The following is a 20538-nucleotide window of genomic DNA, read 5'->3' on the forward strand; positions in this document are numbered from 1 at the left end:
TCCCTTTAAAATAAATGAGATGGAATTCATCAGTAGTCATTGAACCTATTTTTTAATATAGACCGGAGAAGTAAAATGCAGTCTGAGTCCAACGCTTACAATGTAAGGCCTTATGCAATATATGACTACGATATCGAGTGGGTTAACGCCGCGAAAAAAATGAGAACATATGTTAGCGGAGCCTTCATCAAAGAAGAGTTAGATGAAAATAAAGAAAGAGAAGAGCATGCGGAAAATTGTAATGCATCCATATCACAAAATAGCTCAAACGATGTCATTGAAGGCAATATACCAGTTCTGTCCTATGATTATGAGTTTTTTGAAAAAATATATTGCCTATTGGTTTTTATCTCTTCATTGAGAGAATATAACTTTTATGTAAAACCCAGCATTGGAAGAAAATTCAATAAACACAATAGACTCGAAAACCAAGAAAACCAAGAAAACCAAGAAAACCAAGAAAACCCTTACATCTTATTAAAAATAAGAAACCCACTTCCCACCTACAGCGATAAAGAGAAAAATACAATAAAACAAAAAATAATTTCAGATCTATTTTACCTAACACAATCTCTTATGTTGGAGGACGATTTCATAAATAACTTTGACGTTCACCCATCGGTCCCATACTTTATTGAAACAATAAAGTCAATGTCATTAGAAAAGTCTTTAAATATAGAAGGTATATCAGATTTAAAAGAGCTTTACACGATAGAGCACATTGCTTCCTCGATCAATAAAATAAATCATAGATTTAATGGCAATGACTATAAAAAAGCAGTAATAAAGAGACTTGCTAATGTTCAAGCCAATTTATCCTCTGTCAGAAAATACGCAGCCAACATGATAGAAAACAGCACGCACGCTATTAGAATTTGCCTAGGATTTAATTTCCCCCTCGATATTAACTACGACTTAGAGTTCGATGAGAAAATTAAAAAAAGTAATTTTTCTGCGTCAAAAAGTAGAGACAACAGGCTAAATGCTCTAATATCTGGCAGGGAAGTAGTATTTAGAGGGGGAGACACAAACCCAGTAATGATGTACGTAAATGGGTATATATGGAAGATGGACTATTGCATGGTAAGAGGCCACTTCATGCATGTCATCCTGTTCTTGAAGTCTGATTTTAAAAAACAAGATGAAATTATTTCAAGTATAGGTGAACTATGGAGAGCACGGGTTTGCAATGGAGATGTATTTATCTTAAACAGCATGTATAACAGTATCGATTTAACTAAAAAAGATCTTCAGGAAAAAATAATTAAAGACATTGATGACTTATTCATTCAGGATATATTGGCAAATGTAAATACCAAACTATCTAGTGGTGAAAAACTCCGATCCTTTGGTAAGGGAGGCAAAAAAAGAAACCTTGAACAAAAGAAATCATCCTTCACTGCAGTTCAAAGAACAAATTTTAGGCTTACAGATGTGTTAGCTAAGGAAGGATTTGACGATTCTGAAAAAATAAATAGTAGCGTTGTAGTTATTGAACGTTCTAAATCGAAGCAGGTACCTCGTCCCCCGATATATCGTTTCATTAAAAATGGGGAAGAGTATACTTGGAATGGAAGGGGACGAATGCCTACGTTCTTAGTACAGCAAATCGAAAAGGGTCACAAGCTGGAGGAATTTCTTATCTAGGTAAATAAAGCCTTACAAATAAAGTGATGTCCATAATGCTCAAAGCTCTAATTATCACCTGACACCGGCCTCAAACTGGTGTCTTGTTTACGCTACTTTAGTGCGTACTTCCTTCGGAATCAATTTCAGACCCTTTTTGAACATGCTGTAGGAAATTTATTCTTCCATCATCCTACCTTGATGTAGTCGCAGGGTGTTGTAGTGCTTCAGGTAACTATCCAGGTCTGCCTGTACCTGCTCCACCGACTCATACCAAGTTGTCCGCCTTTGATGCGGAAGTATTCATCTAGTAAAGTGCGGTGCAGCCGTTCGATAAACCCGTTGCTCTGCGGCTTGCACACCTTGGTTGTCCGGTGCTCAATCCCCTCCAGTTGCAGGCACAGCTCGTAGGGATGATGGTCAGGGTGCCCACACGAAGAAGGTATCGACCGCCACCAACTCCCCGGTGTAGTAGACCTCAATCTGGCGCACGAAACTCGGTGCTGAAGCGTTCTAGCAGGCGAATTTGCTCATCATTGAGCTCAATCGTCTGCTCCCGATGGGTTTTCTCGAGACGCAGCAAGCGGTCGTGTTTGGAGAGCGAGTCGTGACGTTGCCACACGCTGTAATGACCCACTGAAATCCTGCTCAGGTCATAATGAGTGGAGATCACAGACATGAGCATCACGATGGACGAAGAAATCAAACGTTGGACGGCCAAGCGCAAGTCCGCCTTGGTCATGGAAATCATTCAGGGCAAGACCACCGTCGCCGAAGCGGCTCGAGCCTTTGATTTGCCGCCCTCCGAGATTGAAGAATGGGTAGATGACGCCAAACGGGGCATGGAAAACGCCTTACGGGCCAAGCCACTGGATATTCGCGAGCAGTACGAGAAGCAGCTCAAGGAACTCCAGGAAGCTTATGGCGAGGCCATGCTGGAGTTACGCGCCAGAAAAAAGCTGGCCTCCCTGCTGGGCGAGGACGACAGATAGTCGCCGATGTTCAGCAGGGATTACGCGCAGAAGGTATTGATGTCTCCGTCAGCAAGCTCTGCCGCTGGTTTGGCCTGCCGCGTCGTAGTTGGTACTACCGCAGCGTCAAGGCCGCGCCCAAGCTTCAGGAGCATCTGGTCACCCCGATCAAAAACATGATTGAGGAGAACCCATCGTTCGGTTACCGGACGGTTGCAGCCCTGTTGGGGTTCAACAAGAACACGGTACAGCGCATCTTCCAGCTCAAGGGCTGGCAAGTTCGCAAGCGTCCGGTTGGGTTTCGCCCCCGGATCCAGGCCCTGCCTTCGGTGGCCTCAGCGCCCAACCAACGCTGGGCGACGGACCTATGCCGGATCTGGGCTGGTCGCGATGGCTGGTGTTCCTTGGCGCTGGTGATTGATTGCCATACCCGTGAACTACTGGGATGGCATCTCTCGCGCAGTGGTAAATCGAAAACGGCCGAGGCAGCGCTGGAGCAAGCCTTAATTGCTCGCTTCGGCAGCTTGGGACGAGTTGCATCGCCGTTTTTGTTACGTAGCGACAATGGGTTGGTGTTTACCAGCCGCAACTACACAGCACTGGTGAAGAGCTATGGGTTGCAGCAGGAGTTCATCACGCCGTACACGCCGGAACAAAACGGCATGGTCGAGCGGGTGATCAGAACGCTCAAGGAGCAGTGTGCCCATCGGCAGAGGTTCGAGACCTTGCAGCATGCCAGTCGGGTGATTGGCGACTGGATCCAGTTTTACAACCAGAAGCGTCCTCACCAGGCGCTAAAGATGAAAACACCGGCGCAGGCCTATGCCGAAGCCGCTTAGTTGTGCAGGAACGGCTGGGTCATTACAACGCCACGCACAACGCCCGCACAGACGTTGATGCCTGCAGGGCCAGTTTTTGCGCGACCTGCAGCGGGCGATGGGTCGGCATGGTGAGCGAGTAATCGAGGATGACCTGTTCAATCTCGGGAACGACCAGGTTGGGATAAGCCCCTTTGCAGCCAGGCAGTTTGTCGAGCAAGCCCTCGGCGCCATAGGTCTGATCAGCGGATCGAGTAGAACTGCTGGCGGCTGTAGCCGATGAAGTTCTAGGCTTTGCTGACGTTATTGAGCTCTTTGGCGAGTTCTTGCAGGCTGAGTTTACGAAGTACTCCTTTCTCGTTGCCGGTCTACAGCGACTCCAAATAACACCGTGTGGATACCGGTTTGAAGCCGTATGACCACCCCTTTTGTGGACAACTGTCAGGTGAATACCATCTTCATACAAATTATGGTTTTCCATTCACTAAACAGGCCCAGTTCGTCTCAGAGTGAAAAAATAGGGCGAACCAAGTGGTTCGCCCCGTGCTGGTCGGCACCGACGGTACACCGTTGAGTTCCTCCTGCCCGCGCTAGCTGGCCGGCCTCTCCTCTTTGGGCTCTTGCCAACCACCACCTATGGCCTTGTAGAGCGCCACTTGGTTGGTCACCTGGGCCAGACGGGTGCTGATCAGGCCCTGCTTGGCACTGAACAACGAACGCTGGGCATCGAGTCGGGTCAGGTAACTGTCCACACCTTGCTCATAACGGAACTCCGCCAGCTTGAAATAGGTCTGGTTGGCTTCGACCAGAGCCTGCTGTGCCTGCAACTGCTGCTGATAGTCCGCCTGGGCACCGAGGGTATCCGCAACCTCCTTGAAGGCGGTCTGGATGCTCTTCTCGTAGCTCGCCACCGCCTGCCGGGTACTCACTTCAGCCACATCAAGATCGGCGATACGTTTCCCACCGTCGAAGATGGGCAGGTTGATCTGGGGGATAAACGACCAGGTGCCGGTTCCTCCGTCAAACAGGCCGCTCAGCTGGTTGCTGGCCGTCCCCGCCGTCGCGGTGAGCGAGATGGAGGGGAAGAAGGCGGCGCGCGCCGCGCCTATATTGGCATTGGCCGCCTTCAGACTGTGCTCGGCAGCCAGAATATCCGGGCGCTGTTGCAGCAAGCTCGAAGGCGCGCCCACCGGGATCGCCGCCAATTTTACCTCGGCCAGGGTCACCGGCTGGCTGTCCAGCACAGGAACCTGGGTGCCAAGGAGCAGTGCCAGACCATTGCGATCCTGCTTCACCTGGCGTTGGTACTGGGCCAGGCTGACCCGGGCGCTTTCCAGTGCGGTACGCCCCTGGGCAAGCTCCATCTCTGAGGCCGCGCCCAGGCGGTACTTGTGCTCGGTCAGGCCATAACTTTCCTGCTCGGTCAACAGGGTCGCCTCGCTCAGCGCCAGCAACTCCTGATCCGCCAGCAAGGTGAGATAGGCATTGGCCACCGACGCTATCAGTGCAATCTGGGTGCTGCGCCGGGTCTCAATCTCGGCAAGGTAGGTCTCCAGAGCCTGATCTTTGAGGCTCTGGATCCGGCCAAACAGGTCCAGCTCATAGGCGGTGATGCCGAGATTGGCATCGTACTGGCTGCTGATGGCTCCCTGCCCCGTGCTGCTGAGATCGTCGGATCCCTGCTGGCGGGTGCCCGAGCCGTTCGCTGCCAGGGTCGGCAGTTGCGCCGCCCGCTGAATACGGTACCTGGCTTCATACGCCTCGACATTGAGCGCCGCGATCCGCAGATCCCGGTTGTTCTCCAGTGCGGTGTCGATGAGCCTTTGCAACGTCGGGTCGAGGAACTGTTGCTGCCAGGGGGAGACGGCCGCCTCCCCTGCTGTCTCATTGCTCTGCCAGGAGGCGCCTTGGGGCAATTCAGGTCTTTGATAGTCGGGGGCCATGGAACAGGCCCCCAGCAGCAGTGTCACGCTCAAGGCGACCAGCGTCTTAGTCATGATGGGTCTCCTTGGCAAGCGCAGCCTGCTCTTCCTGTGAATTGTGCTTGGTGAAGTGGCGAGTCACCAGCACGAAGAACAGCGGCACGAAGAAGATGGCCAGCACGGTCGCACTGATCATCCCCCCCATCACACCGGTCCCGATGGCGTTACGACTGCTGGCACCGGCACCCGAGCTGATGACCAGCGGCAGTACACCCAGGATAAAGGCGAGGGAGGTCATCAGGATGGGACGCAGACGCAGACGCGCAGCCTCCACCACGGCTTCACCCAGGCCCATTCCCTTGTCGTACAGCTCCTTGGCAAACTCGACGATAAGTATCGCGTTCTTGGCCGACAATCCTATGGTGGTGAGCAAGCCCACCTGGAAGTAGACGTCGTTCTCAAGCCCGCGCATGGTCGCTGCCAATATGGCCCCCAAGACTCCGAGCGGTACCACCAGCATGACGGAGAAGGGAATGCTCCAGCTCTCGTACAGCGCCGCCAGACAGAGGAACACCACCAGCAGGGAGATGGCGTACAAGGCCGGCGCCTGGGAACCCGCTTGCCGCTCCTGCAAGGAGAGGCCGGTCCACTCGATACCTATCCCTTCCGGCAACTGCTTCACTATCTGCTCGATGGCCGCCATGGCGTCACCGGTACTCTTGCCTGGCGCGGCTTCACCCACTATCTCCATCGCCGAGACGCCGTTATAGCGTTCCAGACGGGGCGAACCGAAGCTCCACTCAGTGCTGGCAAAAGCGGAGAAGGGCACCATCTGGCCTGTGCTGTTGCGCACATACCACAGCTTGAGATCTTCCGGGTTCATCCGGAAGGGGGCATCCGCCTGCAGGTAGACCTTCTTGACCCGACCCCGGTCGACGAAGTCGTTCACGTAAGAAGAGCCCCAGGCCGTAGAGAGGGTGCTGTTGATGTCGCTGATGGAGAGCCCCTGGGCCAGCGCCTTCTCGTAGTCGATCTTGACATCGAGCTGGGGCGTGTCTTCCATCCCGTTCGGGCGCACCCGCACCAGGTTGGGATCCTGCGCCGCCATGCCAAGCAACTGGTTGCGCGCCGCCATCAGCTTGTCATGACCCAGTCCTGCGCGATCTTGCAGGTAGAAGTCAAAGCCGGTGGCCGTGCCCAGTTCAGGAATGGGAGGCAGGTTGAAGGCGAACACCTGGGCTTCCTTGATGCTGAACAGATAACCCATGGCGCGGCCTATGATGGCATTGGCGCTGCGATCCGGGCTGCTGCGCTCTTTCCAGTCTTTCAGCTTGATAAACGCCATGCCGCTGTTCTGGCCGCTACCGGCGAAGCTGAAGCCCGCCACCGTCAGCACTGAGTCGACGTTGTCCTTCTCGTTTTTCAGGAAGTAATCGCGCATGTCCGCCAGTACCACTTCGGTGCGCTGCTTGGTAGCACCGACCGGCAGTTGCACCATGGACATGATGACCCCCTGATCCTCTTCCGGCAGGAAGGAGGTGGGCATGCGCATAAACAGCACGGCCAGCACCGCCAACATGGCGACATAGATGATGCTGTAGCGGGCGCCCTGCTTGATCACCTTGCGCACACCGCTCTGGTAGCGGTTGGCACCAGAATCAAAGGCCCGGTTGAACCAGCCGAAGAAGCCACGCTGGGCACCGAACTCGCCGTGCTTGATCGGCTTGAGCAGGGTGGCGCAGAGCGCCGGGGTCAGGATCAGGGCCACCAGCACCGACAGCACCATGGCCGAGACTATGGTGAGCGAGAACTGGCGATAGATGGCACCGGTCGAGCCGCCGAAGAAGGCCATGGGCACGAACACGGCGGACAGCACCAGGGCTATCCCCACCAGGGCACCCGTGATCTGGGTCATGGACTTGCGGGTCGCTTCCAGCGGGGAGAGATCCTCCTCGCTCATCAGCCGCTCCACGTTCTCCACCACCACGATGGCGTCATCCACCAGCAGGCCTATGGCCAGCACCAGACCGAACATGGTCAGGGTGTTGATGGAGAAGCCAAACGCCGACATGACGCCGAAGGTCCCCAGCAGCACCACGGGCACGGCTATGGTCGGGATCAGGGTGGCGCGGAAGTTCTGCAGGAACAGATACATGACGCAGAACACCAGGAAGATCGCCTCGATCAGGGTCTGCGCCACCTCCTCGATGGAGATCTTCACGAACGGCGTGGTGTCGTACGGATAGACGATTTCCATGTTGGCCGGGAAGTAGGCGGAGAGCTCATCCAGCTTGCCGCGGATCTTCTCGGCGGTATCCAGCGCGTTGGCACCGGTCGCCAGCTTGATGGCGACAGCCGCGGTGGACTGGCCGTTATAGAGCGCATCGGCGTCGTAGTTTTCGCCCGCCAGCTCAACCCGGGCCACATCCTGCAGCCGTACCTTGGAGCCGTCCTGATTCACCCGCAGCAAGATATTGTTGAACTCGGCCACGCTGGAGAGACGGGTCTGCCCCATGATGGTGGCGGTGAACTGCTGATCGGTCACGGAAGGCGTACCGCCCAGCTTGCCGAACGCCACCTGGGCATTCTGCGCCTTGATGGCGGCCTGCACGTCACCCGGGGTCATCTGCACCCGGTTGAGCTTGTTGGGATCGAGCCAGACCCGCATGGAGTACTGGCTGCCGAACAGGGTGATGTCCCCTACACCGTCCAGACGACTGAGCGGCTCCTTGATGTTGGCCACCACGTAGTCGGCCAGGTCATCGTTGGTCATGGCGCCATCTTTGGAGATGAAGGCGGCCACCATCAGGAAGCTGCTGGAGGTCTTCTGGACCCGGATCCCCTGCTGCTGCACCTCTTGCGGCAACAGCGACATGGCTTGCTGCAGCTTGTTCTGCACCTGCACCTGGGCGATGTCGGGGTCGGTCCCCGGCTGGAAGGTGAGGGTGACCGATACCCGCCCGGAGGAGTCCGACTGGGAGGACATGTAGAGCAGGTGATCCAGCCCGGTCATGTTCTGCTCGATGATCTGGGTCACCGAGTCTTCCACCGTCTTGGCGGAAGCCCCCGGGTAGCTGGCGGAAATGCCCACCGCCGGCGGCGCAATGCTCGGGTACTGGGCGACCGGCAGCTTGATGATGGCCAGGCTCCCCGCCAGCATGATCACCAGGGCGATCACCCAGGCGAAAATTGGTCTGTCTATGAAAAATCGTGCCATGAGGCGACTACTCCATCCTACTTGTTGGCCGGGGCATTGGCCGGCGCATGGGCAGACTGCGCAGCGGCACTCTGTTCAGCAGGTGCCACGACGACCCCGGGTTTTACCTTTTGCAGGCCGGCGACGATCACCCGTTCGCCCGCCTTGAGACCGGATTCCACCACCCAGTCACTGCCGACGATGCGGCCCAGCTGCACTTCACGCAGCTCCACCTTGTTGTCCGCCGTCACTACCATCACGGTGGCGCCGCCTTTCGGGGTACGGGTCACCGCGGTCTGCGGCACCAGCAGCCCTTCGGCGCGCTCGCCCTCCTGCAGGGTGGCACGCATGAACATGCCCGGCAGCAGCAGCTGATGAGGGTTGGGGACAATCACCCGCAGGGTCACCATGCCGGTGGTCTCATCCACGGTCACGTCGGAGAACTGCAGCGAGCCCTCTTCGCCGTAGGTGGAGCCATCTTCCAGCTGGAAGCTCACCCGGGCACCTTTCTGCTCGTCCTGGGTCAGCTTGCCGGCCGCCACCTGGCGCTTGAGGCGCAGCAGATCGGCGGTGGACTGGCGCACGTCCACATACATGGGATCGAGCTGCTGGATGGAGGTGAGGCTGTCAGCCTGCTGGGCCGTCACCAGTGCACCCTCGGTCACCGCGGACTTGCCGATGCGGCCGCTGATGGGCGCCGTGATGCGGGTGTAGGCCAGGTTGATGTTGGCGGTCTGCAGCGCCGCCTTGGCGGCACCGATTTCGGCCAGCTGCTGCTTCCAGGCCGCATCGGCGTCGTCATACTCCTGGCTGCTGATGGCCTTCACCTTCACCAGCTCGGCATAGCGCTTGGCCTTGAGGCGGGCGCTCTGCTCGTTGGCCTGCGCCTTGGCCAGGTTGGCCTTGGCACTGGCCACCGCGGCCTGATAAACGGCGGGGTCGATCTGGTACAGCAGCTGGCCGGCCTTGACGTCGCTGCCCTCGGTAAAGAGACGCTTGAGAATGATGCCGCTCACCTGGGGGCGTACCTCGGCGACCCGCAGCGGGGCGCTGCGACCGGTCAGCTCGGTGGTGAGCTGCAGCGGCGCCGTGTGCAGGGTGACGACATCCACCGCGGCCGGCGGCATCACACCGGGCCCCTGCTGGGCACTGCCCTGTTCGCCGCAAGCGGTCAGCAGACCGCTCGCCAGCAGCGCAAGGCCGACTGAACGTGCGAGAATATGTTTATGCATGGAGAACCTGAGCCTCTGTCTATCAATGAATAACCACAGGGTTTATAGGACCCGGTTGGTAAAATCGGAAAGATGAGGCAATATACATACATTCATAAATGTATGTAAGTGACTTTTTTTACTTTTACAAGGTGCACGCAGAGATGGCCAGAAGAACCAAAGAAGAGGCACAGCAGACCCGCTGCCACATCATGAGTACGGCCCTGGATCTGTTCTGCTCACACGGCCTGGCCAAGACCAGCCTGACCGACATCGCCAGGGCTGCCGAGCTGACCCGGGGCGCCATTTACTGGCATTTCAAGAACAAGGAAGAGCTGTTCGTCTCCCTCTGGGAGGAGCTGTGCCAACCCCTCTCCCACCAGCTCGATGCTTGCGTCTCCGAGCTGGAGCCCGACCCCCTCGGCAAGCTGCGCACCTTCCTCAAGGAGGTGCTGGTCAAAATCTGCACCAACCCGGCCCATCAGCAGATGTTCACCATCATGTTCAACCTGGAGTCGCTGGAGGGGGAAGCCATCTCCTTGCGCGAGCACATGCGCAGCCAGTCCAGCAACTTCTTCCGGGATCTCGAGATCACTCTGGGCAATTCGGTACGCCTCGGCCAACTGCCGCAGGGGCTGGACCTGCAGCGAGCCGCTACCCTGCTGCACTGCACCCTGGACGGCTACATCATCAACTGGCTGCACTTTCCGGAGCGCATCGATCTGCGCCAGGAGGCCGACTTCCTGCTGGACAGCCTGTTCGCCCTGATCGCCCTGCCAACCGGCCCGGCCGCTCGTCGCCCCTGAGCCAGCAAGGCCGAACACTGGCGGCCTTGGCCCGGTGCAGACAACCCTCACTCCCTTCCATCTCCTCCTATTATCCCTTTGGCGCCCCGGCGCCAAATTGGTTCAAGTTTGCTATAGTCACGCCCCCGAAATTGAGTTGCGCCCCCCGAACCAAGGTGCCCGCCATGTCCCGTTCGTCTCCCTCTTGCCCTCCAGCATCTGCTACCACGCTCTCAGCCGACCCATGGTCAGCGGCGCGCCAATCGTTTCTGGAGCAGCTCCCCCCCGGCGCCCACCTGCTGGAGGCGGGCTGCGGCGAAGGCGATGATCTCTGCTTCTTTCGCCAGCAGGGTCTGGTGGTGACGGCCTTCGATGCCCGTCTGGCACAGGCCAGGATCGCCTCGCGGCGCAGCGGCCAGCCGGTGCGGGTCTGCCGCATCGAGCAGTTGCATAGCGTGGTGCCCTATGACGGCATCTGGGCGCGTGGAGCCTTGCCGGCGATCGCGCCAGACGAACTCAGCGACGCGCTGGCCCATCTGGCCGGCCTGCTCAAGCCCGCCGGGCCGCTCTACTGCGCCTTTCCTCACCCCAGTGGCCAGCTCGCTGCCACCGGCAGCACTCCTGGTGCTCCCGCAGCCCAAGCGCTCCTCTCCCAAACCCAGCTCGATGAGGATGGCCTGCGCCAGCTCATCGCCCCGCTGCCGCTGCAACTGCAGCAGTGTTGGGAGAGCGAGCAGGCGGATGGCCGCTGGCTGCACGCCCTGCTGATCCGCGCCTGAAGGGCCGCGCCAAATTAATCACCCACCGCACCTCGCGCTCACCTCGCCAGTGACTATCACCACCATGATCACATTTAACAATATTTAACTCGACATTAACGCACACACGACAGACATGATGCGGATTTTGTGTTAAAAAGCGGCATTAAAATCAAAATTAAATAACAAATCAGACACTAACACCTGGATTTACTTATGAAACTTGTCCTCAAACTGGTTGCCGGCATCCTCGCCGGTCTCTTGCTCGGTCTCTACGCCCCGGAATGGGTCGCACGCGTGCTGTTTACGGCCAAGACAGTCATAGGTCAGCTGATCACCTTCACCATTCCGCTCATCATCCTGTTTTTCATCATGAGCGGCATCGCCAGCCTGCCGAAGAACTCCGGCAAGCTGCTGGGCAAGACGGTCGCCCTCTCCTACTGCTCCACCATACTGGCGGGCCTGTTCGCCTTTACCGTGGCCAGCAACCTGATCCCACGCCTGACCACCGCCGCCGAGCCCACCGCCGAGAGCGCCATCAAGCTCGCCTCCTACATCAACCTGGAGATCCCGCCGCTGTTCGGGGTGATGTCGGCGCTGGCCGCCGCCTTCGTGTTCGGCATCGGCATCAGCGCCACCCAGGCCACCGATCTGCGCCGGGTCGCCGATCAGGGCCGTGACATCATCGACCGCCTGCTGGCCAAGGTGATCATCCCGCTGCTACCGTTCTACATCGCCGGCGTCTTCGTCGAGATGACGGTGGAAGGTACCGTATTCGCCACCCTGAAGACCTTCGGCGTGGTACTGGTGATGGCCATCGTCATGCACTGGCTCTGGCTCTCCGTGCTGTTCGTCGGCACCGGTCTGGCCCTGGGCCGCTCCCCGGCCCAGCTCATCAAGAACATGCTGCCGGCCTACTTCACCGCGCTGGGTACCATGTCCAGCGCCGCCACCATCCCGGTCGCCCTGCAGGCCAGCAAGAACAACGGCGTGAGCGATGGCATCGCCAACTTCACCGTGCCGCTGTGCGCCACCATTCACCTGTGTGGCTCCACCATCACCCTGGTGACCTGCGCCACCGCGGTGATGTTCCTCTCCGAGCATCTGGCCATTCCGGGCATAGGCACCATGCTGCCCTTCATCATGATGCTGGGTGTCATCATGATTGCCGCGCCGGGTGCTCCGGGTGGTGGCGTCATGTCCGCACTGGGCCTGCTCACCTCCATGCTGGGGTTCGGTGAGGCCTCCATCGCCCTGATGATCGCCCTCTATCTGGCGCAGGACAGCTTCGGTACCGCCTGCAACGTCACCGGCGACGGCGTCATCGCCCTGTGGGCCGACCGTTTCGCCCAGAGCGGCGAGCCAGCGCTCAGCGCCGAGCAAGACGCCGCCTGATAGCGCAAGCGCATAAAAAAACGGGAGCCATCGGCTCCCGTTTTTTTGTTGGCGCTCAGCGCTGCTCAACCGCGACGGCGGATCACCCCTTCCTGCGCCGTGCTCGCCACCAGCACCCCATCGCGGGTGAAGAACTGGCCGCGCACCAGGCCACGACCGGCGCTGGCGCTCGGGCTGTCCACCACGTAGAGCAGCCAGTCGTCCAGCCGGAAGTCCCGGTGGAACCACATGGAGTGATCGATGGTAGCCACCTGCATGTCCGGCTCCCAGTACGACACGCCGTGGGGCTGCAGTGCGGTGAACAGGAAGTGGAAGTCGGAGGCATAGGCCAGCAGGTACTTGTGCACCCGCTGATCGTCCGGCATCTGGCCATTGGCCTTGAACCAGACGTGGCGCAGCGGCTCGTGCACGTCGGGGCGGATCGGATCGACCAGAGTCACCGGGCGAATCTCGATGGGCTTCTCGCACATGATCTTGTCGCGCAGGGCGGGCGGGATCTGCTGCTCGTAGGGGCGCACCAGCTCCAGCTCGCTCTTGAGCTGCTCGGGCGGCGTGATCCCCGCCGGCATGGCGATCTGGTGTTCAAAGCCGTCCGCCTCGACCTGGAAGGAGGCGTTGAGATAGAAGATGGGCTTGCCGCCCTGAATGGCCTTGACCCGGCGGGTGGAGACGGTCTGGCCGTCGCGGATGTTCTCCACGTCGTAGACGATGGGACGGTTGGCATCGCCGGGGCGCAGGAAGTAGGAGTGGAAGCTGTGCACCTGGCGATCGCTTGCCACCGTCTGCTTGGCGGCTGACAAGGCCTGCCCCATTACCTGTCCGCCAAACACGGCCCGCAGACCGAGATCCTGGCTCTGGCCCCGAAACAGGCCCTCCTCGATTTTCTCGAGCGCCAGCAACGCCAGCAGCTCATCAAGTACCTTGCTCATTATTATCTCCTGTGTCAGTGCGGGAAGGCTAACAAGCCCGCCCGTGCCGAGCAACCACCCCCGCCCCTGGCAGTCACCTGCCCGGCCCCATTAATTCAGCTTCATGCGAACTTGAACAATAACGAACTCAAAAGGCGCCAACGAAAAGGCCCGCCGAAGAGGCGGGCCTTTTGCAGTGCGGCCTTGCGGCCACGCAGCGCTTACTTGCTGCCGGTACCCGAGTTGCGGGTGGAAGAGGTCGGCTTGCGACGGGCCGTGGTGGCGCGGGCGCGCGGCTCCTTGCCCTGCATCTCCTTGTGGCGCTTGACGGCGCGACGGATCTGGGCGGCCTGCTTGTGACGGCTGGTTTTGCCATCCTGCTGCAGATCGACCTTGGATTCGGTCTCGTTGGGCAGGTTGACCAGGCCTCGCAGGTAGTTCACCTCGGGCAGTTTCAGCTCCTGCCAGCCACCGCGCGGGATGCCGCGATCCAGCTGCACGTCGCCGTAGCGAATCCGCATCAGGCGGCTCACCTGCACTTCCTGGGATTCCCACAGGCGGCGCACTTCACGGTTGCGCCCTTCGGTCAGGGTGACGTTGAACCACTGGTTCAGACCCTCGCCACCGGCCGGCTTGATCTTGTTGAACTTGGCCATGCCGTCTTCCAGCTGCACACCCTTGCGCAGGCGCTGCAGCATGGCTTCGGTGATCTCGCCAAAGACCCGCACCGCGTATTCCCGCTCCACTTCGTGGCTCGGGTGCATCAGCCGGTTGGCCAGTTCACCGTCGGTGGTGAACAGCAAGAGACCTGAGGTGTTGACGTCGAGGCGGCCGACCGCAATCCAGCGGGCCCCTTCCATCTTGGGCAGACGATCAAACACGGTGGGACGACCTTCCGGATCGTGACGGGTACACATCTCCCCTTCCGGCTTGTGGTAAGCCAGCACGCGGCAGATCACTTCCTCTGCGGCACGGGTCTTGACCTGGTGACCATCCACCCGGATCACGGCGTTCACTTCGACGCGATCCCCCAGTGTGGCGACCTTGCCATCCACACTGACCCGACCTGCGGTGATCAGGGCCTCCATCTCACGACGGGAGCCGTGACCCGCGCGGGCCAACACTTTTTGCAGTTTTTCACTCATCGGGGTTACCTGATTGTTGATCGCTGCCCGCTGCTGCCAATGTCAGCGTGGACAACGAGGGTTGCAGTTCGGGGTCAAGCTCGGGGAGCTGCTCCAGACTCTGCAGATTAAAATAATCCAGAAATTCTCGGGTGGTGGCGAGCAGCTCCGGGCGGCCCACCACCTCCTTGTGACCGATGCTGCGCACCCAGCCACGTTCTTTCAGGGTATTCACTATCTGGCTCGAGACCGCCACCCCGCGGATGGCTTCGATCTCGGCCCGGGTGATGGGCTGACGATAGGCGATCAACGTCAGCGTCTCCATCACGGCGCGCGAATAACGGGGCGCCCGCTCGCTCCAGAGCCTGGAGAGCTCCTCGGCGTACTCCTGGCGGGCCTGAAAGCGCCAGCCGGAGGCCACCTCCTTGAGCTCCACCCCCCGTTCGCTGTAATCCTGTCTGAGCTCCGCCAGCAACAGCTGGACGTAGCGGCTGGTGACCGGGTAGTCCGCCAGTACGCTGCTCTTGAGCTCGCTGACGTTGAGCGGGCGTCCGGCGACGAACAGCGCCGCCTCGATCAGCGTCTTGAGTCGTTCAGCCGGCAGCGCCATGGTCCGCTCCTCGCAACATCGGCCTCTTCAACCGTTCAGTGGGCAGCGCCACGCACGCTCTCCTCATGCTGGCCGGCCAAGGCAAAGTGGATCGGCCCCAGCGGTTCCGCCTGCAGGATCCAGATCAGCTGCTCCTTGCACAGCTCCAGCAGCGCCAGAAACGTCACCAATACCCCCATGCGCCCCTCTTCGGCGCGCAGCACCCGATCCAGGCGCAGGGTCTGGCCCAGCGAGAGCATGGCAAGGATCTCCGCCATGCGCACCCGGGTCGGGATCTGCTCACGGCGGATCTGGTGATGTTCAAAATGAGTCGCGCGTTTTACCACACTTTGCATGTAAAGGGCGAGCTCAACCAGCGAAACATCGGGCGTCAATGGTTTGAGATCGCCAAAATCCGGCGGCAGCGCGGTGGCGATGAAGATCTCCCGCTCCAGCCGCGGCAACTCGTTGACTCGCTCCGCCCCCACCTTGTAGCGCTCGTACTCCTGCAGCCGGCGAATGAGGGTGACGCGGGGGTCTTCCCCCTCCTCCTCATCTTCCAGCTCCGGCGCCTTGGGCAGCAGCAGACGGGATTTTATCTCCGCCAGCCAGGCCGCCATCAGCAGGTATTCGGCCGCCAGCTCCAGATTGAGGCCCTGCATCAGCTCCACGTACTCCATGTACTGGGAGGTGATCTGCAGGATCGGCAGGTTGAGGATGTCGAGCTGCTGGCGCCGGATGAGGTAGAGCAAGAGATCGAGCGGCCCCTCGAAGGTATCGAGAAACACCTCCAGCGCATCGGGCGGGATGAACAAATCCTGGGGCAGCTCGTGATAGGGCTGCCCCAGCACCCGGGCGATGGGAGACGGGACGGCCTGGGGGGGAATGGCCTCCCCCGCCGGGCTCGCCCCCCTCTCGCCCGCCGTGGGCGTGGTCATCACCGGCACAGGATCGGCAGTATCACTCAAACGGAGTCGGGTCACCGGCACCACGCCGGCGCAGCACCGGCTCGTCGTCGGAGAAGTCCACCACGGTAGTGGGCTGCTCGCCCAGATAACCGCCGTTGACCACCAGATCCAGCTGTTTGCCCAGCTTGTCGAAGATCTCCTCCGGGTCGAACTCCGCCATGTCCGATTCCGGCAGGATCAATGTGGTGGAGAGCAGCGGCTCGCCGAGCGCTTCCAGCAGCGCCTGGGCAATCTTGTTGTCCGGTACCCGGATGCCGATGGTCTTCTTCTTCTCGTTCATCAGGCGACGCGGTACTTCCTTGGTGGCCTTGAAGATGAAGGTGTAGGGGCCGGGGGTGTTGTTCTTGATCAGGCGAAACGCCGTGTTGTCCACCTTGGCATAGGTGGAGATCTCGGAGAGATCGCGGCACACCAGGGTAAAGTCGTGGTTGGGATCGATGCGGCGGATGCGGCAGATGCGCTCCAGCGCGCCCTTGTCGCCCATCTGGCAACCCAGCGCATAGCCCGAGTCGGTGGGATAGACGATGACGCCGCCGTTCTGAATGATCTGTACCGCCTGGCTGATCAGACGGGCCTGGGGGTTTTCCGGATGTACGTAAAAGTGCTGACTCATGACTCGTTCTCGCAATGGGGGCGGCAATGCCTGCCCGCTTGATGGCCGTGGAGCCGGGCTCCACGACACTACCTTAATCTGTTTGACGCCTGCAGACGCCTCTTAACGGCTGGCCAGCAGAGCGGCGTGCTGTTCGGTGGTGAGCCCGAAGTGACCGGGATGGGCCAGCCAGAGCGGCATCCCTTCCTTGGGCAACCAGAGGTGGCGCCCCAGCTCGGTCCAGTTGGAGGGGAAGTGAAAATCCGATCCCACCGAGATGTAGAGGTCGTGCTCCTTGGCCCACTGGCCGAGATTCGCCCGCTCCTGCGGGCTCTGCTGGGGCAGCGAAACCTCCATGGCATCGCCACCGGCCGCCTTGAAGGCCACCAGCAGCCGCTTGATCCACTTGGCGGTGAGGTCGTAACGGCTCGGGTGGGCCAGCACCGCCAGACCGCCAGCAGCGTGAATGGCGCTGATCGCCTCGCCCATCTCCGGCCACTCGGCCGGAGCATAGCCCTTGTTGCCCCGACTCAGGTACTTTTTGAAGACCTTCTGCATGGTATCGGCCACCCCGCGCGCCATCAGCACCCGGGCAAAGTGGGCCCGGGTCACGGCGGCGTCGCCAGCCAGCTGCTTGGCCTCTTCATAGGTGCCGGGGAGTTGGCACTTCTCCAGACGACGCCCTATTTCCTGGGCGCGTGCCTCACGACGGGCCAGCTGGCCGGCCAGAAACGCCACCAGCTGCGGATTTTTTTCATCCACCCCCAGCGCCACGATATGGATCTCGTGATGCTCCCAGCCGGTGGAGATCTCGACCCCGCTCACCAGCCGCAGCGGCAGTTGCTCATTCTCGATGGTGCGGCGCACCTCATCAAGCCCGGCAAGAGTATCGTGGTCAGTAACTGCTAACACCTCGACCTGTTTTTCGGCGGCGCGGCGCACCAGTTCGGCGGGGCTCAGCACCCCATCCGAGGCCGTGGTATGGCAGTGTAGATCGAATCTCATCAGATTATTCCGCTCTCGTGGTCAGGTCACCATGGGTACACATTCGGTGAAAGAAGGCTAAAAAGCGACTTGACTTGGCCGCGGCTTTATCGTTTTCTGTAGGCACTTCATTGCAAACATCTTTTTACAGGACTTTATCATGCAAACGACTTCCATCCTGACCATCTGGTGGTGGCACACTCCCTGACATGCGGGCGTGTGGTCGTTGCTGTACCTGTAAATCTGACAGCAAATAAAGAACCCAAAGAAAAAGCCCGCTGACCCCAGCGGGCTTTTTTATTATCCGGCAAATGGACCTGTGATGAAACCGAGAATTCAGACAAGCAAGCTGACCTGGCGATGGCGCCCCTGAACCAGCCACCCCAGACCCATTAAATTTTCAAGGAATTCAACGTCATGAACATCGGTAAACAGCATCACACGCAAGGGAACGCACTATGACAGCCAGCCATCGCCTTCCTCTGGGTGAATTCGATACCCTCACCCTCAACGCCCCCTATGTGGCCGATCCGCTGGCACTCTACAGCGAGCTCTGCCAGGGTCGCCCCAACAACCTGCTGCTTGAATCGGTGGAGATCGACTCCAAGGCCGGCAAACAGAGCCTGCTACTGGTGGACGCCTGCCTGCGCATCGAATGCCGTGGTCGCACCGTGCGGGTGCGCAGCCTCAACGACAACGGCGCCCAGCTGCAGAGCCTGCTGGCCGAGCGCCTGCCCGCCGCCGTTGCCCAGAGCATGGTGGCCGGCGAGCTGCAGCTCGACTTCCCGGCCTCAGATCGGGCGCTCGATGAAGACAGCCGCCTCAAGGGGATCAGCGTGCTGGACGTGCTGCGCACCCTGCAGCGAGAGCTTGATTGCCAGCTCGGCAAAGAGGCGCTGTTTATGGCGGGCAGCTTCGCCTACGACCTCATCGCCTCCTTTGAAGATCTGCCCGTAGTGCCAGAGGGGAGCAACGACTGCCCCGACTACTGCTTCTACGTGGCCGAGACCCTGATCACCATCGACCACATCGCGCGCTCCACTGCGCTGCTCGCCTGCATCTTCGGCGGTGACAGCGACGAGAGCCAGGTGGAAGACAGATACCACCGCCTGAGCGAGCGCCTCGCCCAGTTCAAGCACGCCTGCCAGCAAGCCCCCGCGCAGGCTCCGGCCACCCCGACCCTCGCCGGCGGCATGAGCGTGGACAAGAGCGACAAGCAGTTCTGCGCCGAGGTGGAGAAGCTCAAGGGCTTTATCCGCCGCGGCGACATCTTCCAGGTGGTGCCGTCCCGCTGCTTCTCCCTGCCCTGCCCCAGCCCCGTCGCCGCCTATCGCCGCCTCAAACAGACCAACCCCAGCCCCTACATGTTCTATGTGCAGGACGAGGGCTTCACCCTGTTTGGCGCCTCGCCGGAGAGCGCGGTGAAATTCTGCGCCACCAGCCGCGACGTGGAGATGTACCCCATCGCCGGTACCCGCCGCCGCGGCTTCAACCCCGATGGCAGCATCAACCGAGATCTCGACGGCCGCATCGAGCTGGAACTGCGTCAGGACGAGAAAGAGGTGGCCGAACACCTGATGCTGGTGGATCTGGGCCGCAACGACATCGCCCGCATCTCCGAGCCCGGCACCCGCTACGTCAAGGAGCTGCTGAAGGTGGATCGCTACAGCCACGTGATGCACCTGGTCTCCAAGGTGGTCGGCACCTTGCGCGCCGACCTTGACGCCCTGCACGCCTATCAGGCCTGCATGAACATGGGCACCCTCACCGGCGCGCCGAAGATCCGCGCCAGCGAGCTTATTCGCATGGTGGAAGGCAAGCGCCGCGGCAGCTACGGCGGCGCGGTCGGCTACCTCAACGGCGCCGGCGAGATGGATACCTGCATCGTCATCCGCTCCGCGTTTGTCAAAGAGGGCGTGGCCCACGTGCAGGCCGGTGCCGGGGTGGTCTATGACTCCAAACCCCAGGCCGAGGCGGACGAGACCCGCGCCAAGGCGGCGGCCGTGCTGGCCGCCATCGCCGCCAGCCATGGCACCTCCCTGCAAGCCCTGAGCGCCCAGCAGGAGCAACATAAGGACGTGAGCCATGACTAATATCTTCCTGCTCGACAACTTCGACTCATTTACCTACAACCTCGTCGACCAGTTCCGCTCCCTCGGCTATCCGGTGCGGATCTACCGCAACAGCCTGCCGGCGAGCCGCATCATGAGCGAGATCGCCGCCTGTGAAGGGGACGCCGTGCTGGTGCTCTCGCCGGGCCCGGGCGCCCCCCATGAAGCGGGTTGCCTGATAGACCTCATCAAGCTGGCCCGCGGTCAGGTGCCCATCCTCGGTATCTGTCTCGGCCATCAAGCCCTGTGCGAAGCCTACGGTGGCACCGTCGGCGCGGCGGGCGAGATCGTCCACGGCAAGCGTTCCCTGATTGAGCACAACGGCCACGGCGCCTTCGCGGGGCTGCAAAGCCCCTTACCGGTGGCCCGCTACCACTCGCTGGTCGCCACCTATGTACCGGAAGAGCTGACGGTGATTGCCCACTATCAGGGCATGCCCATGGCCATCGAGCAGCAGGATGAGCGGGTGCTGGGTTTCCAGTTCCACCCGGAATCCATCATGACCTCGGAAGGGGCCCGTCTGCTGACCCAGGCGCTCGCCCATATCACCCGTCCAGAAAGCAGTGTGCGGTAAGGAGAC

At 59.8% G+C, this 20538-nt stretch carries 17 protein-coding genes and 2 pseudogenes; 8 read left to right on the forward strand and 11 right to left on the reverse strand.

Annotated elements, in window-relative coordinates; genetic code table 11:
- Positions 1–75: 75 nt before the first annotated feature.
- A complete protein-coding gene (locus ACPW75_RS12410) occupies positions 76–1647 on the forward strand; it encodes an H-NS family nucleoid-associated regulatory protein (protein WP_190284021.1) in 1572 nt (523 codons plus the stop codon).
- Between the two features lie 87 nt (positions 1648–1734).
- On the opposite strand, the pseudogene ACPW75_RS12415 reads toward ACPW75_RS12410, so the two are convergent.
- Positions 1735–2260 (reverse strand): annotated as a pseudogene (locus ACPW75_RS12415) (integrase core domain-containing protein); the annotation flags it as partial.
- 43 nt (positions 2261–2303) lie between these two features.
- Between ACPW75_RS12415 and ACPW75_RS12420 the strand changes: the two are divergent.
- Both ACPW75_RS12420 and ACPW75_RS12425 read left to right on the forward strand, forming a co-directional pair.
- The gene (locus ACPW75_RS12420; RefSeq protein WP_039026396.1) at positions 2304–2618 is read left to right on the forward strand and encodes a transposase; all 315 of its coding nucleotides are present in this window, start codon (positions 2304–2306) and stop codon (positions 2616–2618) included.
- 35 nt (positions 2619–2653) lie between these two features.
- Complete coding sequence (locus tag ACPW75_RS12425; RefSeq protein WP_223936907.1) at positions 2654–3436, forward strand: IS3 family transposase; 783 nt, start codon at positions 2654–2656, stop codon at positions 3434–3436.
- Positions 3437–3462: 26 nt separating this feature from the next.
- On the opposite strand, the pseudogene ACPW75_RS12430 reads toward ACPW75_RS12425, so the two are convergent.
- From ACPW75_RS12430 to ACPW75_RS12445, 4 genes and pseudogenes are all read right to left on the reverse strand, one after another.
- Positions 3463–3747: pseudogene (locus ACPW75_RS12430) on the reverse strand (IS481 family transposase); the annotation flags it as partial.
- A gap of 258 nt (positions 3748–4005) precedes the next feature.
- Complete coding sequence (locus ACPW75_RS12435; RefSeq protein WP_077097865.1) at positions 4006–5412, reverse strand: efflux transporter outer membrane subunit; 1407 nt, start codon at positions 5410–5412, stop codon at positions 4006–4008.
- The gene (locus ACPW75_RS12440; RefSeq protein ID WP_077097867.1) at positions 5405–8554 is read right to left on the reverse strand and encodes an efflux RND transporter permease subunit; all 3150 of its coding nucleotides are present in this window, start codon (positions 8552–8554) and stop codon (positions 5405–5407) included. Before ACPW75_RS12440 ends, ACPW75_RS12435 begins: the two co-directional genes overlap by 8 nt.
- A 17-nt stretch (positions 8555–8571) precedes the next feature.
- Complete coding sequence (locus tag ACPW75_RS12445; protein ID WP_077097869.1) at positions 8572–9765, reverse strand: efflux RND transporter periplasmic adaptor subunit; 1194 nt, start codon at positions 9763–9765, stop codon at positions 8572–8574.
- A 143-nt stretch (positions 9766–9908) separates the two neighbouring features.
- Between ACPW75_RS12445 and ACPW75_RS12450 the strand changes: the two genes are divergently transcribed.
- From ACPW75_RS12450 to ACPW75_RS12460, 3 genes are all read left to right on the forward strand, one after another.
- Positions 9909–10550 carry a TetR family transcriptional regulator gene (locus tag ACPW75_RS12450; RefSeq protein ID WP_077097873.1) on the forward strand — a complete coding sequence of 214 codons (642 nt, stop codon included), beginning with the start codon at positions 9909–9911 and terminating at the stop codon, positions 10548–10550.
- Between the two features lie 164 nt (positions 10551–10714).
- Positions 10715–11308: a class I SAM-dependent methyltransferase gene (locus ACPW75_RS12455; RefSeq protein ID WP_077097871.1), complete on the forward strand. Its 594-nt coding sequence runs from the start codon at positions 10715–10717 to the stop codon at positions 11306–11308.
- A 195-nt stretch (positions 11309–11503) separates the two neighbouring features.
- Complete coding sequence (locus ACPW75_RS12460) at positions 11504–12682, forward strand: dicarboxylate/amino acid:cation symporter (RefSeq protein ID WP_103828744.1); 1179 nt, start codon at positions 11504–11506, stop codon at positions 12680–12682.
- 65 nt (positions 12683–12747) lie between these two features.
- On the opposite strand, the gene tesB is transcribed toward ACPW75_RS12460, so the two are convergent.
- The 6 genes from tesB to rnm form a co-directional block, all read right to left on the reverse strand.
- Positions 12748–13611: an acyl-CoA thioesterase II gene (tesB, locus tag ACPW75_RS12465; protein ID WP_016351376.1), complete on the reverse strand. Its 864-nt coding sequence runs from the start codon at positions 13609–13611 to the stop codon at positions 12748–12750.
- Between the two features lie 200 nt (positions 13612–13811).
- On the reverse strand, positions 13812–14735 hold the full coding sequence (gene rluB, locus ACPW75_RS12470; protein WP_076360029.1) for a 23S rRNA pseudouridine(2605) synthase RluB: 924 nt from the start codon (positions 14733–14735) through the stop codon (positions 13812–13814).
- Positions 14728–15324 (reverse strand): SMC-Scp complex subunit ScpB, encoded by a 597-nt coding sequence (scpB, locus tag ACPW75_RS12475; protein WP_011706719.1) that lies wholly within the window; start codon positions 15322–15324, stop codon positions 14728–14730. Before scpB ends, rluB begins: the two co-directional genes overlap by 8 nt.
- A gap of 35 nt (positions 15325–15359) precedes the next feature.
- Positions 15360–16271: a segregation and condensation protein A gene (locus ACPW75_RS12480; protein WP_162498629.1), complete on the reverse strand. Its 912-nt coding sequence runs from the start codon at positions 16269–16271 to the stop codon at positions 15360–15362.
- Positions 16264–16884, reverse strand: a complete 621-nt coding sequence (locus ACPW75_RS12485; RefSeq protein WP_016351379.1) for an L-threonylcarbamoyladenylate synthase — start codon at positions 16882–16884, stop codon at positions 16264–16266. Before ACPW75_RS12485 ends, ACPW75_RS12480 begins: the two co-directional genes overlap by 8 nt.
- Before the next feature lie 102 nt (positions 16885–16986).
- A complete protein-coding gene (rnm, locus tag ACPW75_RS12490) occupies positions 16987–17868 on the reverse strand; it encodes an RNase RNM (protein WP_103828743.1) in 882 nt (293 codons plus the stop codon).
- 437 nt (positions 17869–18305) lie between these two features.
- On the opposite strand from rnm, the gene ACPW75_RS12495 reads away from it, so the two are divergent.
- Positions 18306–19940, forward strand: a complete 1635-nt coding sequence (locus tag ACPW75_RS12495) for an anthranilate synthase component 1 (protein ID WP_103828742.1) — start codon at positions 18306–18308, stop codon at positions 19938–19940.
- Positions 19933–20532 (forward strand): aminodeoxychorismate/anthranilate synthase component II, encoded by a 600-nt coding sequence (locus tag ACPW75_RS12500; protein ID WP_016351382.1) that lies wholly within the window; start codon positions 19933–19935, stop codon positions 20530–20532. The genes ACPW75_RS12495 and ACPW75_RS12500 overlap by 8 nt, the downstream gene beginning before the upstream one ends.
- The last annotated feature ends 6 nt before the right edge of the window (positions 20533–20538 follow it).

It is taken from the genome of Aeromonas sp. FL131 (genome assembly GCF_049860615.1).
Taxonomy (GTDB): Bacteria; Pseudomonadota; Gammaproteobacteria; order Enterobacterales; family Aeromonadaceae; genus Aeromonas; species Aeromonas hydrophila.